Source organism: Candidatus Palauibacter soopunensis, assembly GCF_947581735.1.
GTDB lineage: Bacteria > Gemmatimonadota > Gemmatimonadetes > Palauibacterales > Palauibacteraceae > Palauibacter > Palauibacter soopunensis.
Genome location: NZ_CANPVT010000008.1, coordinates 16,285 through 33,453, shown reverse-complemented (window position 1 = coordinate 33,453; position 17,169 = coordinate 16,285). Strand labels below are relative to the sequence as shown.

The 17,169-nt window shown below is 70.6% G+C and carries 13 protein-coding genes; 1 reads left to right on the top strand and 12 read right to left on the bottom strand.

Features of this window, described 5'->3' with window-relative positions; translation table 11 throughout:
* Positions 1 to 6: 6 nt before the first annotated feature.
* Genes cysD through RN901_RS04245 form a run of 5 tightly spaced genes read right to left on the bottom strand, consistent with a single transcriptional unit; the run spans position 7 to position 7,656 of the window.
* Complete coding sequence (gene cysD / locus RN901_RS04265) at positions 7 to 915, bottom strand: sulfate adenylyltransferase subunit CysD (protein WP_310756909.1); 909 nt, start codon at positions 913 to 915, stop codon at positions 7 to 9.
* Complete coding sequence (locus RN901_RS04260) at positions 912 to 4,124, bottom strand: efflux RND transporter permease subunit (RefSeq protein WP_310756296.1); 3,213 nt, start codon at positions 4,122 to 4,124, stop codon at positions 912 to 914. The genes cysD and RN901_RS04260 overlap by 4 nt, the downstream gene beginning before the upstream one ends.
* Positions 4,121 to 5,428, bottom strand: a complete 1,308-nt coding sequence (locus tag RN901_RS04255) for an efflux RND transporter periplasmic adaptor subunit (RefSeq protein ID WP_310756294.1) — start codon at positions 5,426 to 5,428, stop codon at positions 4,121 to 4,123. The genes RN901_RS04260 and RN901_RS04255 overlap by 4 nt, the downstream gene beginning before the upstream one ends.
* 9 nt (positions 5,429 to 5,437) lie before the next feature.
* Entirely contained in the window at positions 5,438 to 6,991 is a 1,554-nt protein-coding gene (locus RN901_RS04250; RefSeq protein ID WP_310756292.1) for a TolC family protein, read from the bottom strand.
* Positions 6,988 to 7,656 (bottom strand): TetR/AcrR family transcriptional regulator, encoded by a 669-nt coding sequence (locus RN901_RS04245; protein ID WP_310756290.1) that lies wholly within the window; start codon positions 7,654 to 7,656, stop codon positions 6,988 to 6,990. The genes RN901_RS04250 and RN901_RS04245 overlap by 4 nt, the downstream gene beginning before the upstream one ends.
* 153 nt (positions 7,657 to 7,809) lie before the next feature.
* Between RN901_RS04245 and RN901_RS04240 the strand changes: the two genes are divergently transcribed.
* Positions 7,810 to 9,534 carry a gamma-glutamyltransferase gene (locus tag RN901_RS04240; protein ID WP_310756288.1) on the top strand — a complete coding sequence of 575 codons (1,725 nt, stop codon included), beginning with the start codon at positions 7,810 to 7,812 and terminating at the stop codon, positions 9,532 to 9,534.
* A 32-nt stretch (positions 9,535 to 9,566) separates the two neighbouring features.
* Here the strand turns inward: RN901_RS04240 and RN901_RS04235 are convergent, their stop codons facing one another.
* From RN901_RS04235 to RN901_RS04205, 7 genes are all read right to left on the bottom strand, one after another.
* Positions 9,567 to 10,436, bottom strand: a complete 870-nt coding sequence (locus tag RN901_RS04235) for a xanthine dehydrogenase family protein subunit M (protein ID WP_310756287.1) — start codon at positions 10,434 to 10,436, stop codon at positions 9,567 to 9,569.
* Positions 10,433 to 12,799: a molybdopterin cofactor-binding domain-containing protein gene (locus RN901_RS04230; protein ID WP_310756285.1), complete on the bottom strand. Its 2,367-nt coding sequence runs from the start codon at positions 12,797 to 12,799 to the stop codon at positions 10,433 to 10,435. Before RN901_RS04230 ends, RN901_RS04235 begins: the two co-directional genes overlap by 4 nt.
* A 15-nt stretch (positions 12,800 to 12,814) precedes the next feature.
* A complete protein-coding gene (locus RN901_RS04225; protein WP_310756283.1) occupies positions 12,815 to 13,282 on the bottom strand; it encodes a 2Fe-2S iron-sulfur cluster-binding protein in 468 nt (155 codons plus the stop codon).
* 149 nt (positions 13,283 to 13,431) lie between these two features.
* Positions 13,432 to 15,600, bottom strand: a complete 2,169-nt coding sequence (locus RN901_RS04220; protein WP_310756281.1) for an SUMF1/EgtB/PvdO family nonheme iron enzyme — start codon at positions 15,598 to 15,600, stop codon at positions 13,432 to 13,434.
* A gap of 6 nt (positions 15,601 to 15,606) precedes the next feature.
* Positions 15,607 to 15,975, bottom strand: coding sequence for a hypothetical protein (locus RN901_RS04215; protein WP_310756279.1), 369 nt, complete (start codon positions 15,973 to 15,975; stop codon positions 15,607 to 15,609).
* A 2-nt stretch (positions 15,976 to 15,977) separates the two neighbouring features.
* On the bottom strand, positions 15,978 to 16,745 hold the full coding sequence (locus tag RN901_RS04210; RefSeq protein ID WP_310756277.1) for a hypothetical protein: 768 nt from the start codon (positions 16,743 to 16,745) through the stop codon (positions 15,978 to 15,980).
* Positions 16,735 to 17,061, bottom strand: a complete 327-nt coding sequence (locus tag RN901_RS04205) for a helix-turn-helix transcriptional regulator (protein WP_310756275.1) — start codon at positions 17,059 to 17,061, stop codon at positions 16,735 to 16,737. The genes RN901_RS04210 and RN901_RS04205 overlap by 11 nt, the downstream gene beginning before the upstream one ends.
* Positions 17,062 to 17,169 lie beyond the last annotated feature (108 nt).

Below are 17,169 nucleotides of genomic sequence, written 5' to 3'. Positions count from 1 at the left end.
GCGGCATCAGAAGTAGCCCTGCTTCTTCTTGAGTTCCATCGAGCCGTCGCGGTCATGGTCGATGAGGCGCCCTTCGCGTTCGGAGCCGTCCGTCGCGAGCGTCTCGGCAATGATTGCGTCGAGGGTGTCCGCGTCGCTCTCCACCGCGGCCGTCAGCGGGTAGCAGCCCAGCGTCCGGAAGCGGACGCGCCGCTTGCGGGGCTCCTCGCCCGGGAGCAGCGGCATGCGGTCATCGTCGACCATGATCCATTGTCCGTCCCGCTCGACGACGGGACGTTCGGCAGCGTAGTAGAGCGGCACGACCGGGATCTCTTCCGCGCGGATGTATCGCCAGACGTCCGCCTCCGTCCAGTTGGAGAGCGGAGAAACGCGCAGGGATTCGCCGGGCCCCAGGCGCGTGTTGTACAGGTTCCACGGCTCCGGCCGCTGCGTCTTCGGGTCCCACCGGTGGGCCGCGTCGCGCAACGAGAACACGCGTTCCTTGGCGCGTGACTTCTCCTCGTCCCGCCGGGCGCCGACGAAGATGATGTCGTACCCGCCGTCGTCGAGCGCCTGCCGCAGGGCAGCCGTCTTCATGACATCGGTGTAGCGCTCCGACCCATGGTCGAACGGATCGATGCCTTCGCGCAGCCCCTCCTCGTTGGTGTGAACCCGGAGTTCCACGCCCGCTTCCGCCGCCGTCCGGTCCCGGAACGCGATCATCGCCCGGAACTTCCACGTCGTGTCGATATGGAGCAGCGGGAAAGGCGGCGCTGCCGGCCAGAAGGCCTTCCGGGCGAGGTGCAGGAGCACCGAGGAGTCCTTCCCGATCGAATACAGCATCACGGGTCGGGACGCCGCCGCCACGCCCTCGCGGAGGATTTCGATGGCTTCGGACTCCAGCGACGCCGGCCAGGCGCCCGAGAGATCGTTCAGCGCTCGAATCCTCCCGCAGCCAGGCCCAGCCGGGGCTTCCGCCGCCAGCGAACGAAGGTCCGCTTCGCCCGCACCGTGAACGTGTAGTTCATCATCGCCAGGGCCGGCACGGCGAGCATGATAATGAAGGTGGCGAACAGGATCCCGAACCCGAGGCTCACCGCCATGGGCGAGAGGAACTGCGCCTGCGTGCTGCGCTCGAGGATGATCGGCGACACCCCGAGGAAGGTGGTCACGGAGGTCAGCATGATGGGGCGGAAGCGGACCTTCGCCCCCTGCACGATGGCCTCCGACATGGGGAGCCCGCTTCGGTGCCGTTCGTTGATGAAATCGATGAGCACGAGCGAGTCGTTCACGACCACGCCCGACAGGCCCACGAGCCCGAACATGGAGAGCATGCCGAGGTCGAGCCCCATGATCAGGTGCCCGATCGCGGCGCCGACGAGCCCCAGCGGGATCGAGGCCATGACGACGAGCGGCTGCAGGTACGAGCGGAAGGGGATGGCGAGGAGCGCGTAGATCGCGAGCAGGGCGAGCAGGAAACCGCGGGCGATCCCCTCGAACGCGAGCGTCTGCTGGCGCTGTTCTCCGCCGAACCCGTAGCGAAGGCCCGGGTATCGGGCCTGCAGTTCCGGCAGGATCGCCGAGGTGATCTCCGTGTTGACTTCCTGTCCCGTGATCACGGCGGCGTCCACGTCCGCCGTGACCGTCACGATGCGGCGCCCGTCGATCCGGTTGATCGTCGATGAGGCGATACCGAACGACACGTCCGCGACCTCCGACAGCGGCGCCTCGCCGCCCGTCGGCGTGCGGATCCGGTAGTCCTGGAGGTCGGCGAGCGTGTTCCGCTCCGACTCCGGGAGCCGGACGTAGACGCGTACCTCGTCGCGGCCGCGCTGGAGGCGGTAGACCTCGTTCCCGAAGAACGCCCCGCGCACCTGGCGCGCGAGGTCGTCGAGCGTGATCCCCAGGGTGCGGGCGGCGGGCTTGAGCTCCAGCTCCAGTTCGCGCTTGCCCCGGCCCCGATCGTCACGGACCTCCGTCACGCCCGCGATGCGCACCAGGCGGTCGGTGAACTCCGGCACCGCCGCGTTCAGCATCGCCGTATCCGGATGGGAAAGTTCCACCTGTACCGGCGACCCCAGATCGATGAGGATGGAGCTGAACGTGAGTTCACGGGCCCCCGCGACCGGCCCGACCCGCTCTCGCCACGCCCGCTCCACCTCGATGGCGGGCAGGTCCCGGATCTCCGGGTCGGTCAGCCGCAGGCTCACCTCGGCGATGTTCGACCGGATGAAGCTCGCCTCGGCGCTCATGCCGGGGCCTCCGGCCTGCGAGGGGCGCTGCCCGACGCTCGTGAAGACCGCTTCGACCAGGGGCGGCTCGTCCTCCGGCAACTGCGCTTCCAGTTCCGCGATCGCCGCGTATCCCTGGCCCTCCACGTAGCTGGCGACTTCCGCGGTGCGCTCGCTGGTCGTTCCGTCCGCCATCTCGATATAGGCGACGACCTCCTCGCCCTCGATCACCGGGAGAAGGCTGAATCGGAGATGGCGTCCCGCCACCAGCCCCCCCACGATCATCAGGGAGGAGACGGCTCCGAGCACGGTCAGCCCCGGCCGCCGCACGGCGAAGCGCACGGAGCGCTCCAGCGGACCGTCGATGAAGCGCTGCAGGTTCGTCTGGACGAGCGCCTGCAGGCGGTAGACGGGCCCCAGCCACCCTCCCTTCCCGCGGCTCGCGCCGGGCGCCGGGAGGTGCGAGAGGTGGTACGGGAGAATGAACAGGACCTCGACGAGCGACAGCAGCAGCACAGAGATGACGATCGCGGGGATCACGTAGAGGAACTTCCCGAGGCTTCCCGGCACGAAGAGGAGCGGGGTGAAGGCCGCGACGGTCGTGAGCACGGCGAAGATCACAGGCACGGAGACGCGTCTCGTGCCCTTGATCGCCGCGCGCAACGCGGCCGCCCCCTTCTCGCGTTCGGCGAAGATGTTCTCCCCCACCACGATCGCGTCGTCCACCACGATCCCGATCGCGAGGATGAAGCCGAACAGCGTCATCATGTTGATGGAGATCCCGACCCACGCCATCACCGCGAACACGCCGGCGAAGGAGAGGAAGATCCCGACGGCGGTCCAGAACGCGAGGCGCAGGTCGAGGAAGAGGGCGAGCGCGATGAGCACCAGGATCAGACCCAGGCGTCCGTTCTTGATGAGGAGGTCGATGCGGCTCTGCAGGTATGAGGCTTCGCTGCGCCAGATGCTGTAGTCGACGCCCCGCGGCAGAGAGATGGCCAACTCCTCCTCCAGGTAGCGCTCGACCTCGTCCGAGATCTCCAGTACGCGCTCATCCCCCGTCCGCAGGACCTGGACGAAGGCCGTCGGCTGCCCGTTGTAGGCGTTGATGAGGTCGACGTGCTCGAAACCGTCCTCGATCTCCGCGATGTCTGAGAGGCGGAGCATCGACCCGTCGACGTTCGCCCGCACGACGACGTCCGCGAAGTCCGCCCGCGTGTAGTTCTGGCCGCGGATGTGAACGAGGATCTCCTCGCGGTCGGTCTCGACGCTCCCGCCGGGAAGGTCGAGGCTGCCGCGCCGCACCGCCGCCGCCACCTCGTCGAGCGTCAGGCCGTGGGCGCGCAGGGCATCCTTCGAGACTTCGATCGAGATCTCGTACTGCCGGACGCCGGACACGCGGACGAGGGAGATCGTCGGCAGCGAGGTGAGGTCGTCCTTGACCCGGTTCGCGATCTCCTTGAGGGTCCGCTCGGGAACGTCGCCGAAGATCGCGATCTCCATGACGCGGCCTTCCGCGGTCAGCGCGACCACCTCCGGCTCCTCCGCATCGACGGGAAAGCTCGTGATCCGGTCGATGGCGGACTTGACCTCGTCCAGCGTCTTCGACTGGTCTGTGCCCAGCGACAGTTCGGCGAGCACGATGCCGACGTTCTCCGAGGCGGCGCTCGTCACGCGGTCGACGCCCTGGATGCCGGTGATCCGCTCCTCGACCCGCCGCACGATCGCCTGCTCGACCTCGTCGGGCGACGCACCGGGGTACTGGACCTGCACCTGAATCGTGTCGAGGGAGATCTCCGGGAACGTCTCCTGGGGCAAACTGATGAGGCTCACGAAGCCCGCCAGGATGATCAGCACCATGAGCAGGTTGGCGGCGACTCCGTGCTTGGCCATCCATCCGATCGCCCGCCTCATGAGCCGTCTCCTTCCCGCTCGCCGCCGTTGGCGCCCGATTGCCACGGCTCGGCGCTCTCGAGCAACTGGACCGGGCGCACCGTCATGCCGTCGGTGACGAAGAGGAGCATCGAGACGATGACCGGGGTGCCGTCCGGGATCGGTCCGAGCACCACGGCTTCATCGTCCACTTCCTGGATCGGCTCGACCGGGGTCATGACGAGCAGGGTGTCGTCCGCCACCGTCCACAGGACATCGCCGTCGCGGACGGCGGCGGCCGGCACGACGGCGTATTCCTCGAAGCTCGTGCCTTCGATGTCCACCGTCGCGTAGCTGCCGAGCAGGAGCGGCGGGCGGCGGGGATCGTCCTCGGGGGGCGTGAACGGTTCGGGGACGGTGACGACGACGTCGACCGTTCGCGTCTGCTCGTCGAGCGCCGCCTCCGCCCGGTCCACGTATCCCGACCACGCGTACTCGACCCCGCCGTACTCGGACACGATCTCGACCGGGATGCGGGTTGCCGCATCGCCCGCGCGCGCGCTCCACAGGCGTTCGATCAGCGCCGCCTCGTTGTCGCTCAGCGGCACGACGATCTCCACCGCGTCCGTCGCGTACAGGCGGCCGACGGACTGGCCGGCCGCGACGAACTGCCCGGGATCCACCGTCTCCTCGCGCACGATCCCGTTGAACGGGGCCCGGATCCAGGTCCGCTCCAGCGCCAGCCGTGCATCTTCCAGCCTGGCGCGGGCGCTCCTGAGGGCCGCCGCGGCCGCGTCGAGTTGCGGCTGGCGCGTGACGAGCGCGTTGGGCGGCGTCGGGTCGAGATCTTCGCGGGCGGCGAGCCGCCGCCATTCGTCGAGCGCCAGACGCGCGTTCTCCTCGGCTTCCAGCAGAGCGACCTCGCGCTGGGCGACGTCCGCCTCCGCGGCCTCGACGGCGTTCTCGTAATCTGCCGGGTCCACCCGCAGGAGCGGCTCGTTCTCGACGAAGCGCCCGCCGCTTACGAGCGCGGGCGAGGTCCAGATGACGCGCCCGCCGACCTGGGATGCGATCGTGACCTCCGCGCTGGGGCGGACCGTGCCGCCGCCCCGCACCTGGATCGCGCCCTGCGTCACGCGGGCGGGCACCGTGCTCACCGTGGGGACCACGCGCGGCGGCTCCACTTCCGCCGGTTCGGCGCGCATGCCGAACAGCAGCGCGAAGCCGAACACGCCCACGCCGATGACGATTGCCCCCTGCACCAGCCGCTTCATGAACGCGGGCGGGGCGACGGGCGCCTCGTGGTCTCCCGGTTCGTGCGGCATCTGCCGCGTTCCGTCTTCCATCGCTCCGCCCTATCTCCGATCGGGGAGCGACGCCGCGCCCCCCGCGTCTTCATTCGTCTCGACATCCTCCGCCACCCACGCGCCGCCCAGGGCGCGGTGCACGGCGAGCCGCGCCTCTCCGATGCCGCGTTCGGCGAGCACCCGGGTGGTTTCGGCGCCGTTCAGGTTGACCCGCGCGTCCAGGTACTCGACGTAGTCCCCCACGCCGCTCTGGTAGCGCTCCAACTGGTTTTCCAGCGAGGCGCGGGCGTCGGCCACCTGCTCCATGACCTGCGCGTACCGCTCCCGCTCGTTCTCGAACTGCCGCAGGCTCGTCCGCACCTCCCGGTAGGCGTCCAGCACCGTGCGTGCGTAGGCGATCAGCGCCTGGTCGTACTGCGCCCAGGCCGCCCCGACGTTGGCGCGCAGGCGGCCGCCCTGGAAGATCGGCGCGACGAGGCCGCCGATGAGGTTCGTGAACCACTGGTCGATGAATCGCAGATCCGCGGGTTCGCCCGCCTGGCGCCCCGCGGCTCCGTTCAGGGAGATCGTGGGGAGGAGTTCCGCCCGGCGCGCCCCCACCCTGCGGCGCGCCGCCTCGACGCGCTCGAACGCGGCCATGACGTCGGGCCGGTCCTCGAGCAGCGACACCGGCAGCCCGCCGGGAATCGGGGTCGTATCGATCGCCGGCTCGAGTACCGGCGGTAGAAGATCCTCGATCATCCCCGCGTACCGTCCCACGAGGAGGGCGAGGCGCCCTTCCGCATCGTCCACGGCCGTGCGCAGGCCCGGCAGGTTCGACTCGGCGGTCCGGTACTGCTGCCGGATCGCGTAGAGTTCGAAGGTGTTCGTGACGCCGGCCTGATACCGCTCGCGGGTGAGTTCGGCGCGCTCCCGGAGCAAATCGACGTTGTCCTCGGCGATCACGAGCTGGGCCCGCGCGGAGACGACCTCGAGATACGTCGAGATCGTGGACGCGATGACCGTGAGCCGCACGGTCTCCGCGTCCGCCCGGGAGGCCAGGAAGTCGCGGACCGCCGCCCCGGATTCGTTGCGCAGCCGGCCCCAGAAATCGAGTTCGTAGGCGAAGCCGAGCGAGGCCGAGTACGTCGTGAACTCGAACCGGTCGGGGAAATTGAAGCTGAGCCCCGGGATCGGGCTCTCGCCGCCATCGTCGCCTCCGAACTGCGACCCCAGCCCCGTGTTGGCGGGGGTGCTGGACCGGTTGCCGTTCGCGTCGAGCGTCAGCGCCGGGAAGAGCGGCGCCCGCGCGATCCGGTACCGGTGCCGCAGTTCCTCGAGTCGCGCGACGGCTTCGTGCAGGTCGAGGTTGGCGACGAGCGCCGTCTCGATCAGGCGGTCGAGCGTCGCGTCGTCGAACGCGCGCCACCAGTCGCGGGGCTCGGGCGCCGCCTCGGCCGGGGGAGCTTCCGCATCGTACGCCGCGGGGAGTTCGGCCACCGTGGCCGGGAGCCGGGGGCCCGGCGCGAACGAACACGCGCCCATCGCCGTGAGCAGAAGCAAGCCGCCGGCTCGCGACAGACCGCGCGCCCCGACCCCGGCACCCACCGTCCCGGCGCTCACGCGACTCCCTCCGCCCGGACCCCTTCGGTCGGCCGCAGACCCGCCAGCAGGAGATCCACGATGTGCGCCTTCCGTTCCTGCAGGAAGCGGTCGAAGTCCTCCACGGCCCGGGAGTGGAAGAGGCGCACCGTCGGGAGGGCGACGAACGGAAACAGGCAGGCCGACACGATCGTGAGCAGCGTGTGCCGGAGGTCGATCTCCCGGATCTCGCCCGCGCCGATCGCCGCGCGCAGCCGATCCTCGAGCAGGAGCCCCGGGACCTCTTCGCGCGCCTCGATCGCGGCCGTCAGGTGCCGCTCCAGGACGCCGCCGCCGCACAGGCATTCGTTCAGCATGAGGCGGGCCATGTCCTGGTGCTCGTAGATGTAGTCGATGTAGCCGTACACGAACGCGCGCAGGCTGTCCTCCACCCCCTCTTCCGCCCGCAGCGACTGGCTGAGCCCGGCCATGAACTGCCGGCACCCGTGCTCGAACACGGCCTCGTAGAGCTGTTCCTTGGTGCGGAAATAGTAGTGCAGCAGCGCGCGATTGATCCCCGCGTGATCCGCGATCTCCTGCAATCGGGCGCCGTCCCGCCCCTTGCGGGCGAAGACCGTCAGCGCGGCGTCGAAGATCCTCTGTTCGGTATCCGGCGGTCGGGTCGCGGCCGGAGCTTGCGGAACCATCGCGATCCTCGCGTTATCCAAATCGTTTAACAGTCTTGTCAACAAGATCTGAACCCTAGTCACGGCTCGTGCCGGGCGCAAGTTTCCCGCAGCCGGGCCCCGCTACCGGGGTAACGGGGTCCCGCGATCGGGGCGAAAAGCAACGGAGGATCCATGAAGCCAGGCATCCGGGCGTACAGCACGACGATTCTCGCGGTACTCGCGTTCGCGGTGGTTCCGCTTGGGCTGGGCGCGCAGAGTGCGCCCCAGGTCGCGCGCTCGGCGGACGGGGTCGTCGTCGCGGCGCAGCCGCTGGCCGCGGCCGCGGGCGCGCGGATGCTGGAACTCGGCGGAAACGCCGCGGATGCGGCCGTCGCCGCCGCGTTCGCGATCTCCGTGGTCGAACCGAGCATGAACAGCATCGGAGGGCGCAACCAGATCCTCATTCGGACGCCCGACGGCGGGGTCGCGGGCATCGACGGGACGACCTCGGTTCCGCTGGGATACGACCCGGCCACGGCGCCCCGCGCCGCGTACGGCTATCCGACCGTCGGCGTGCCCGGCTCGGTCGCGGGCCTCATGCGCCTGCACGAGGAATACGGTTCCCTTCCGCTGACGACGATCATGGCCCCCGCGATCGACTACGCGGCGCACGGGTTCCGGCTGCTGCCCGGGGAGGCGCGCCGCCAGGCGGGCTCGCGCGACCAGGTGGCGGAGTCCGAAGGCGCCCGGCGCTACTACCTGAAGGCGGACGGATCGCCCTACCGCCCCGGAGACCGGCTCGTGCAGTCGGACATGGCCGAGACCCTGAGGACGATTGCCCTCGGCGGCGGCGACGCCTTCTACCGCGGGGAGATCGCCGGCCGCATCGCCGACGACATGGCGGCGAACGGCGGCTTCCTGACCCGCGAGGCGCTGGCGGCCTACGAGGCCGAGGACTCGAGGATCGTGCGCGGATCCTACCGGGGGTTCGAGATCGTCGGTTCCGACATCCCGGCCTCCGGCGCGATCGCGATCCTCGCCCTCCAGATCGCCGAAGTCTTCGATCCCGACGGCATGAGCGACGAGGCGTGGGCCTCCGTCATCGCCCAGTCCCTCGCCATCGCCATGACGGAATACCGCCGGCCGAGTTCGGACTCCTCCGCCGTGCGCGTGACGTCGAAGGCGTTCGCCCGAGAGCTCGCGGACCAGGTCCGGGTGCCCGTGGAGGCCGCCATCGAATCCGGCACGGAGTCCTGGGCCACGTCGGGGGCCGCGGGTCCATGGTCCGCCGCCGGCGCTCCGGCGCTGGAACTGCCGCCGGAAGACGGCCACACGACGCATCTCTCCGCCGCCGACGGAAACGGCATGGCCATCGCGCTCACGCAGACCATCGGCCCCGGCATGGGCGCGAAGGTCGCCACCCCCGGACTCGGGTTCCTCTACGCCGTGACGCTGGGCGGCTATCTCGGGATCAGCGAGCCGGGCGAGCGCGCGCGGTCCGGCATCACGCCGTTCATGGTCCTCGACGACGGCGAGCCGTTCCTCGTTCTCGGCGCGGCCGGCGGCATCCGGATCATCTCGGCGGTCGTCCAGGCGGTGACCCGGGTCATCGATGACGGCCTGGCGCTGCCCGCCGCGCTCGCGGCGCCGCGCGTGCATCCCGACATGGGCCCGGACGGCCTCGCGGGCTTCTCCGTGGAAGCGGGCCCCGAGGACGGCTGGTCCGGGACTTCGGTGGAGGAATTCCGGGAGATGGGATTCGAGATCACGCCCACGCCGCGGCAGGGCGCGTTCGGGCGCATCCACGGCCTGCAGTACGACGCCGCCACCCGCACCTGGATCGGGGCCGCCGACCCCGACTGGGAGGGCGCCGCAGTGGCGCCCCGCCCCGCCGGGCCGACCGGAGGCCGAGACTAGCCGGAAGCCGGCGTCTGGCTGGCCGTCGGCGGCTAGCCGGGCTGCATCCCCGGGCAGCCGGCGGCCTCGGCCACCGCGCGCGCGATCAACACCTGCGCGAGGTGGACGCGGTATTCCGAACTCGCGTTCTCATCCGCCGGGGGCGTCTCGAGTTCCGATACCTTCGACGCCGCCGCGAGGATCTGCGCCTTCTCGGACGTGCCGGCCAGGGCCGCCTCGACCCCGGGCGCCCGGAGCGGCGTGCCGCCCATGTTCGTGAGCCCGATCGCGGCGCCCGCGATGCCGGACTCGGTCCAGTTCACGACCGCGGCCACGCCGACGATCGCCCAATCCTGCGCGCGGCGCTGGAATTTCCGGTAGGCGCTGCCCCAGCCCTCGCGCGTCGGCACCCGGACGCCGGTCACGATCTCCCCATCCGCGGCGGCCGACATGAAGGGGCCGACGAAGAAGTCCGCCGCCGCCACCGAGCGCGTGCCGCCGCGCCCCGCGAGGGTGACCTCGGCATCGAGCGCGAGCAGCGCCGCCGGCAGGTCGGAGGCCGGATCCGCGTGCGCGACGGAGCCGCCGAGCGTGCCGCGGTGCCGCACCTGGGGATCGCCGATCCCCTCCGCCACCTTCGCGAGGAGGCCGCTGCCCCCCGTGAGTTCGGACGCCCCGGCCACTTCGTGATGCGTCGTCAGGGCGCCGATGACGACCGAGTCCCCATCCGCGTGCACGCCGCGCAGTTCGTCCAGGCCGCCGATATCCACCAGCAGCGAGGGCCGCGCGAGGCGCAGCCGCATGAGCGGGAGCAGCGAGTGTCCGCCGGCCAGCGGCCGCGCGTCCTCGCCGCCCTCGGCGAGCAGGCTCAGCGCCTCATCGAGGGACGAAGCGCGCTCGTAGTCGAAAGACGCGGGAATCATGCCTCACCTCCCTGGGCCGCCTGAATCGCTCGCCAGACCCGTTCCGGACTCGCCGGCATCGGGACGTCCGTCACGCCGAGGTGCGAGAGCGCATCCACGATCGCGTTGATCACCGCCGGCGCCGACCCGATCGTCCCCGCCTCGCCGATCCCCTTCACTCCCATGGGGTTCGAGGTGCTCGGCGTCACCGTTCGATCCGTCTCGAAGGACGGGAATTCCGCCGCGGAGGGCACGAGATAGTTCACCATCGACGAGGTCTCGAGCGTCCCGTCCTCCGCGTACGTCGCCTCCTCGTACAGCGCGGCCGCGATCCCCTGCGCCACGCCGCCGTGCACCTGGCCGTCCACGATGACGGGGTTGATCACGGGCCCGCAGTCGTCCACCGCGATGTAGCGGACGAGATCCACGGCGCCGGTCTCCGTATCCACTTCGACGACGGCCACGTGCGTGCCGAAGGGGAAGGTGAAGTTCGGCGGGTCGTACACGCAGCTCGCCTCGAGCCCGGGCTCCGAATCCTCCGGCAGGCTGTGGGCCGTCCACGCCGCGAAGGCGAGTTCCGGCATCGACTTCGTGCGGTCGGGCACGCCCTTCACCGAGAAGGTTCCCGCCTCGTACTCGAGATCCTCGGGCGCCACCTCGAGCAGGTGCGCCGCGAGTCCCCGCGCCTTGTCGACGACCCGGTCGCACGCGTTGTGCACGGCGACCCCCGCCACCGCGAGGCTGCGGCTTCCGTAGGTGTTCATCCCGTGCGGCGCCACGTGCGTGTCCCCGTGGAGGACGGTGACGTCCTCGTACGGAATCCCGAGCGCGTCCGCCGCGATCTGGGACCAGGAGGTCACGTGCCCCTGCCCGTGCGGCGAGCTGCCCGTCACGACTTCCGCCTTGCCGGTCGGCAGCATGCGCACCGTGGCCGCGTCCCAGCCGCCGGCGCCGTATTTCAGCGAGGCGAGCACCTGCGAGGGCGCGAGCCCGCAGATCTCCACGTAGGAGGAGAACCCGACTCCGATCTGCTTGCCGCCCCCTCCTTCCCGGCGCTCCGCCTGGTCGCTCCGGAACCCGTCGTAGTCCAGCAGTTCCAGCGCCCGGTCGAGCGCGGGCTCGTAGTCGGCCGAGTCGAAGGCGAGCCCGCCCGGGCTCTGCACCATGTCGCCGGCCGGAAGGAAGTTTCGGCGCCGGATCTCCGCCGCGTCCACGCCGACCTCCCGCGCGAGCGAGTCGATCGCCCGCTCGATGGCGTAGGTGGCCTCGGGCCGGCCCGCGCCCCGGTAGGCATCCGTCGGGGTCGTGTTCGTGAACACGCCCGTGCACTCGAAGTGGTACGCCTCTCCGCCGTAGCAGCCGCAGTAGAGGAAGGCGCCCAGGAGCGGAACGCCCGGCGCCACGAGCTGCAGGTAGGCGCCCATGGCCGCCGCGATGTTGACGCGGTATCCGAGGATGTCGCCGTCGGAGGTCGCGGCGATCTCGATCTTCTGGACCTGGTCGCGGCCGTGGATGGTGGCGAGGTACCCCTCGCTCCGGCCCGCGACCCACTTGACCGGCTTCCCCAGTCGGCGCGCGAGGGCGATGCAGAGCGCTTCCTCCGCATAGACGTTGAGCTTCGAGCCGAAGCCGCCGCCGACGTCGGAGGGCGCAATGACCCGGATCTGGCCCTCGGGGATGCCGAGGGTGAGCGCGAACAGGACTTTCGCCACATGCGGGATCTGCGTCGTCGACCACACGGTGAAATCGCCCGTCGAGGGGACGGACTGCGCGACGACGGCGCGCGGCTCCATTGCGTTCGGGATCAGCCGCGGCTGCGTGTAGCGCTCGCTGACCACGACGTCCGCCTTCGCGAAGGCCCCGTCCACGTCACCGTTCGTCAGCGCCCACGTGTAGCTCTTGTTGTCGTCGAACGACTCGTGCACGCGCGGCGCGTCGTCGGCCAGCGCCGCCTCCACGTCCACGACCGCCTCCAGCACCTCGTAGTCGACCTCCACCAACTCCGCCGCGTCGAGCGCCGCGTTGCGGCTCGTGGCGACGACGACCGCCACCGCGTCGCCCACGTAGCGCGCCACGTCCTGCGCCACCGGCCAGTGATCGGGGATCTTGATGTCGTCGGTCACGGGCCACGCCATGGGGAGTCCCGCGGCCCATTCATCGGCCAGGTCGGCCCCGCTGTACGCGGCCACCACGCCCTCCGCGGCCGCAGCGGCGGAAACGTCCACCGAGTTGATGCGCGCCGAACCGTGCGGGCTGCGCACGAGCGCCGCATGCAGCATGCCGGGCAGCGTGAGGCCTTCCAGGAACGTCCCCTGCCCCGTGAGAAGCTTGGGATCCTCTTTCCTGGGGACCCCGCCGCCAACGTATTTCTCAGCCGTCGCCATGTTCTCTCTCCTCGCCTAAGAGCCCATGTCGTCGGCGGCCGCGAGCACCGCCTTGACGATGTTGTGGTAGCCGGTGCACCGGCAGAGGTTGCCCTCCAGCGCGAGCCGGACTTCGCCTTCCGTCGGTGACGGGTTCTCATCCAGGTATCCCACCGCGGCCATCATCATCCCCGGCGTGCAGAACCCGCACTGCAGGCCGTGGTTCTCGTGGAACGCCTTCTGGACGGGGTGCCAGTCGCCGTTGCTCGCGAGCCCCTCGACGGTGGTCACGTCCGCGCCGTCCGCCTGGACGGCGAGCACGGTACACGACTTCACCGACTGACCGTTCATCAGAATCGTGCAGGCGCCGCACGAAGACGTGTCGCAGCCCACGTTGGTGCCGGTCAGTTCGAGTTGTTCGCGGATGAAATGAACGAGGAGGGTGCGGGGTTCGACGTCCGCCTCGTGCCGAACCCCGTTCACGGTCATGGAGATGCGCTTCATGCGGCCACTCCTGATCCTGTGCCGGCGGGAGCGCCGACGGAGCTCCCGGAACGGGACTCATCCGGCCGCCCGTCGGCCGGGGGGATTCAGTCTAGAACGGGCCGCGGGGCCGGGGCAACAGGGCCGGGTGCAGGAGTCGGCGGGAGCGGTTAGCGGACAGCGTCCGGCGGTGTCGCGTCGAGGGTGAGGGCGACGCGGAAGCCGGTCCCGCCGCCGACCTGGGGGTGGGCGTGGCGCTCTTCGGCGGTGGCCAGAATGCTGCCGCCGCTGCGCCACGCCGAGCGCACGGTCCAACGGAAGTAGCTGAAGGCTCCGCCCCGCCAGGTGGGGCGCAGGCAACGGCCTTCGCGCCAGTGACGGGACGTTTCGCGGACGGGTGAGCCGTCGGTGGGCACCTCGTCGTAGGTGGACGTCCAGCAGTCGGCCGCAAGTTCGGACACGTTGCCGAGCATGTCGTGCAACCCCCACGGATTCGGCGGCAGCGATCCCGTGGGCGCGGTGGATCCCACCTCCCACTCGAGCCCGCACTCGTCGCACACCGCGTGTCCGCTCCCGACCTCGTCTCCCCACCAGCGGGCGGTCGTCGTGCCGGCGCGGGCGGCGTATTCCCACTCGGCGCTACTCGGCAGCCGGTACGGGCGGCCGGTCTCCTCCGCCAGCCAGGCGAGGTACATCTCGGCGTCGCGGTAGGAGACGTGGATCACGGGACGGTCTCCCCGCCCCCACCCCCTGTCCTCGGGCCGGTAGTCGCAGCCTCCCGCGACCACGCAGCGGTCCCACTCGTCGAACGTCACCTCGTACTTGCCGATGGCGAACCGGTGTCCGAACTCGATCCGCACGCGGGGACGCTCCCGCTCCCGGCTGAACTCCGGCCGATCCGGCTCCCTGTCGAGCCCCAGGCGCCGGTCCTCGCCTTCGGCGCGCCCCATCACGAACCCTCCCGGTGGCATTTCCACCACGACCGGACAGAGGTCGCAGTCCCTGAACTCGCGCAGGCCCGCCGGGTTGGGCTCCGGGGGACGGCGGGGCGGGGCCTCCGCCGCGGCGGAGGACGATTGTCTGGACCCGCCGCGCAGTACCGACCCGATCCGAGGGGGCGGGCTTCCCCCGGCGAGCTCGCGGCCATCGCGGGCGCCCGATCCGCCGGCCACCGACGCATCCGTCCCGACTTCATACAGCGACACTCGGATCTCCCCCGTGTCCAGCACCGGCCGCACGGCCACCAGCCGAGACGGCGAGGCGAACCCGACGGGGATGGCGGGGATGTCGAGCGTCCCCAGGTATCCGCCCTCAGCCCCGAATACGTCGATGACCTCGGGAATAAGGCCGTCCGTGCGCCTGGACACCCACAGCCCGCCCGCCGGATCGTGCGTGAACCCGACGATGGGAGACAGCACCTCCTCGTACCCGGTGGCGTCGACCACTTCCCCGGCCGTCACCCCGCACTGCCGCATGAGGCTCCCGTACGGGCCCGGGCCGAACGAGAGCGACGCCATCGCCATCGCCCGAGTGACCCGGATCGCCGGGGCCGCCGCACGCCGCACGCTGGCGAAGACCGCTCCCCGCGCGTAGCCGTCGATCCGGAACCCGTCCCCGTTCACGAACCAGAGCGTGTCGCCGCGGCTCGCCCACACCGCGTCCGGCGCGAACACCTTCGGGGCGGGCATGGACACGCACGGCAGTTCCATGAGCGACAGCTCCCGCCTCACGACGTGGACCGGTTCGGCTCCGCGCGGCGTGTGAACCGCCAGCGTCTGGTCCATCGACATGTCCGCCGTGGCCGACCCCACGGTCGCGAACCAGTCCGCCGCCGCGCCCCCGCCGACCGCGAACCCGGGGCCCCAGTAGCTCGCGGGGAGCCGTTCCTCCCCCTCGAACTCTCCGTCCCGAGACCAGCGGCTCAGCACGCCTCGCCTCGCATCCAGCGCGACGAGCGTCCCCTCCGGCGCGAGCGCCAGCGCCGACACGCCCCGAAACTCGCCCGGACCCTCTCCCGCCCGTCCCAACTCCTCCACGAAGGCCCCCGCGCCGTCGAACACGGCGACGCGGGCACCCGTCGCGTCCGCCACGTAGACCCGCTGGGCCCCCGGATCCGCGACCACCCCCCAGGGGAGCGCCGTGAGCGCGCTGTCCGGCGTCATGAGGTCCGCGAGGTGCACCGCCCCGCCCGCGAACGGAGCGTCGTCGGACTCGTTGTCGGAAATCGCCACCCCCGCCGAGTCGCGCCGCGACAGGCCTCCGAAGCCTTCCTCCAGCCCCGGGGCGCAGGCGTCGATCGCGAGGACGAAACCGGCAGCGACGAGCGTCGAGAGCCGCATCAGCGTTCAGGCCGGATCGCGGCGTACGCTCGCGTATTGCAGGGCGAGCCAAGCGACGGACGCCAGGCCGAGGATCACGAAGCCGACGACGGACGAGCCCATTGTCACCTGGATCCCGCTCCATACGAGGCTCGGGCTCACCTCGCTGACCTGCGAGATAAGACCGGCCGCCATCCACACGCCGATCAGCGACCCGAGGACGCCGAGGCAGGCGGCGAGGGCGCCGAGGACGAGGACGGAATGGATGCGCAGGCTCGGCACCGAGGCTCCGGGGCGAACCAGGTCGATGATCGCCCGCACGATCTGCACGAGCATGAGGACGAGGACGAGCCAGATCGGATACTGGATGAGTCCGAGTGAGTCGAAGAAGGACATCCTTACCTCCGGGTCGATGAGGTTGGTGTGAGCCGTGAACCGGTGAAGAACGCTGAAATGCGGCGCTCGATCGTCTCATCGCTGATCAGGCGCGGGGTGATCGCGAGCCAGCCGAAGAGCCCGAAGATGGCGGCTCCGAACCCGAGGGCGGCGCAGGAGACGATGCGGCGGACCGCGTCCCAGATGGCGGGCATGGCAAAGCCTTCGGCCTCAATGGCTTCATACGCGCCGTAGCTCTCCCAGGCGGCGCCCAGCGCCCCGAGGGCGACCGCAGCGACAATGAGGCCGATCTGGCGCTCCCAGAGTTGTCGCCGCAGTTCCGGTCGCAGGTCGCCATCGATCCAGAGGTGCTTGGCTGCCAGCGCCCCGTTGGCGGCGAGGAGCGCGATGACGATGATCTGGGGCCAGGCCAATTCGGCCGTCACCGCCGGTGTGCCGGGCCAACGGATGGCGAGGAGCGCGATGCCGCCCGCCAGGATCGCGGCCACGGCAACACCCAGACGTTCCACGCGGTCGAGCCACCCTGCGGCCCGGGCCCAGCGGCCCAGGGGCGGCGCGTGCTGCGCTTCGAGTTGCGCGAGCGTTTCCGTGCCCGGCACGGTCTGGCGGAGGGCGGCGCGGCGTGCCTGCGCCGGTCCGTAGCCGCGGCGTTCCAGTTCCGCCTGCAGGGCCTCGGTGTCGGCGTCAACTTCCTCCAGCAGGTCGAGGCGGCGGCGCGGCGGCACCGCCAGATTCCGTTCGACACCGGCCAGCGGATGTTCAGGCCGCATGGGTTCCTCCGAAGAGTTCCAGCAGCACCCGAAACTGCCGCTCCAGTTGCGCCGCCCCCGCCGTCAGTTCGGCCCGGCCGGCGTCGGTGAGTTCGTACGTCTTCCGCCGCCGGCCCTCACCGCCCCATTCGCCGCGCACGTGCCCGTCCGTCTCCAGCCGGTGCAAGATCGGGTAGAGCGTCCCGTGCTGAAACGAAAAGGCGCCCCCCGTCCGTTCCTCCACGGAGAGCGCGATCTGGTAGCCGTGCGCGGGCCCTCGCTCCAGGACCGCGAGCACGAGCAACTCGTTGATTCGCTTCGAGAGAGTGGCCTGCAAGCGGCACCTCGTTTCAGCCGTTCGACGTTCATCTCGGCGCCCGGCTCGCCCGGGTGTCGTCGGAACATGATATAAAGATCATCTTTATATCGCAAATCTGTATACGAA

Coding starts and splice junctions, on each gene's coding strand:
- RN901_RS04260 (WP_310756296.1), bottom strand. CDS start 4,124: ATGAGGCGGGCGATCGGATGGATGGCCAAGCACGGAGTCGCCGCCAAC.
- RN901_RS04255 (WP_310756294.1), bottom strand. CDS start 5,428: ATGGAAGACGGAACGCGGCAGATGCCGCACGAACCGGGAGACCACGAG.
- RN901_RS04245 (WP_310756290.1), bottom strand. CDS start 7,656: ATGGTTCCGCAAGCTCCGGCCGCGACCCGACCGCCGGATACCGAACAG.
- RN901_RS04240 (WP_310756288.1), top strand. CDS start 7,810: ATGAAGCCAGGCATCCGGGCGTACAGCACGACGATTCTCGCGGTACTC.
- RN901_RS04235 (WP_310756287.1), bottom strand. CDS start 10,436: ATGATTCCCGCGTCTTTCGACTACGAGCGCGCTTCGTCCCTCGATGAG.
- RN901_RS04230 (WP_310756285.1), bottom strand. CDS start 12,799: ATGGCGACGGCTGAGAAATACGTTGGCGGCGGGGTCCCCAGGAAAGAG.
- RN901_RS04225 (WP_310756283.1), bottom strand. CDS start 13,282: ATGAAGCGCATCTCCATGACCGTGAACGGGGTTCGGCACGAGGCGGAC.
- RN901_RS04220 (WP_310756281.1), bottom strand. CDS start 15,600: ATGCGGCTCTCGACGCTCGTCGCTGCCGGTTTCGTCCTCGCGATCGAC.
- RN901_RS04215 (WP_310756279.1), bottom strand. CDS start 15,975: ATGTCCTTCTTCGACTCACTCGGACTCATCCAGTATCCGATCTGGCTC.
- RN901_RS04210 (WP_310756277.1), bottom strand. CDS start 16,745: ATGCGGCCTGAACATCCGCTGGCCGGTGTCGAACGGAATCTGGCGGTG.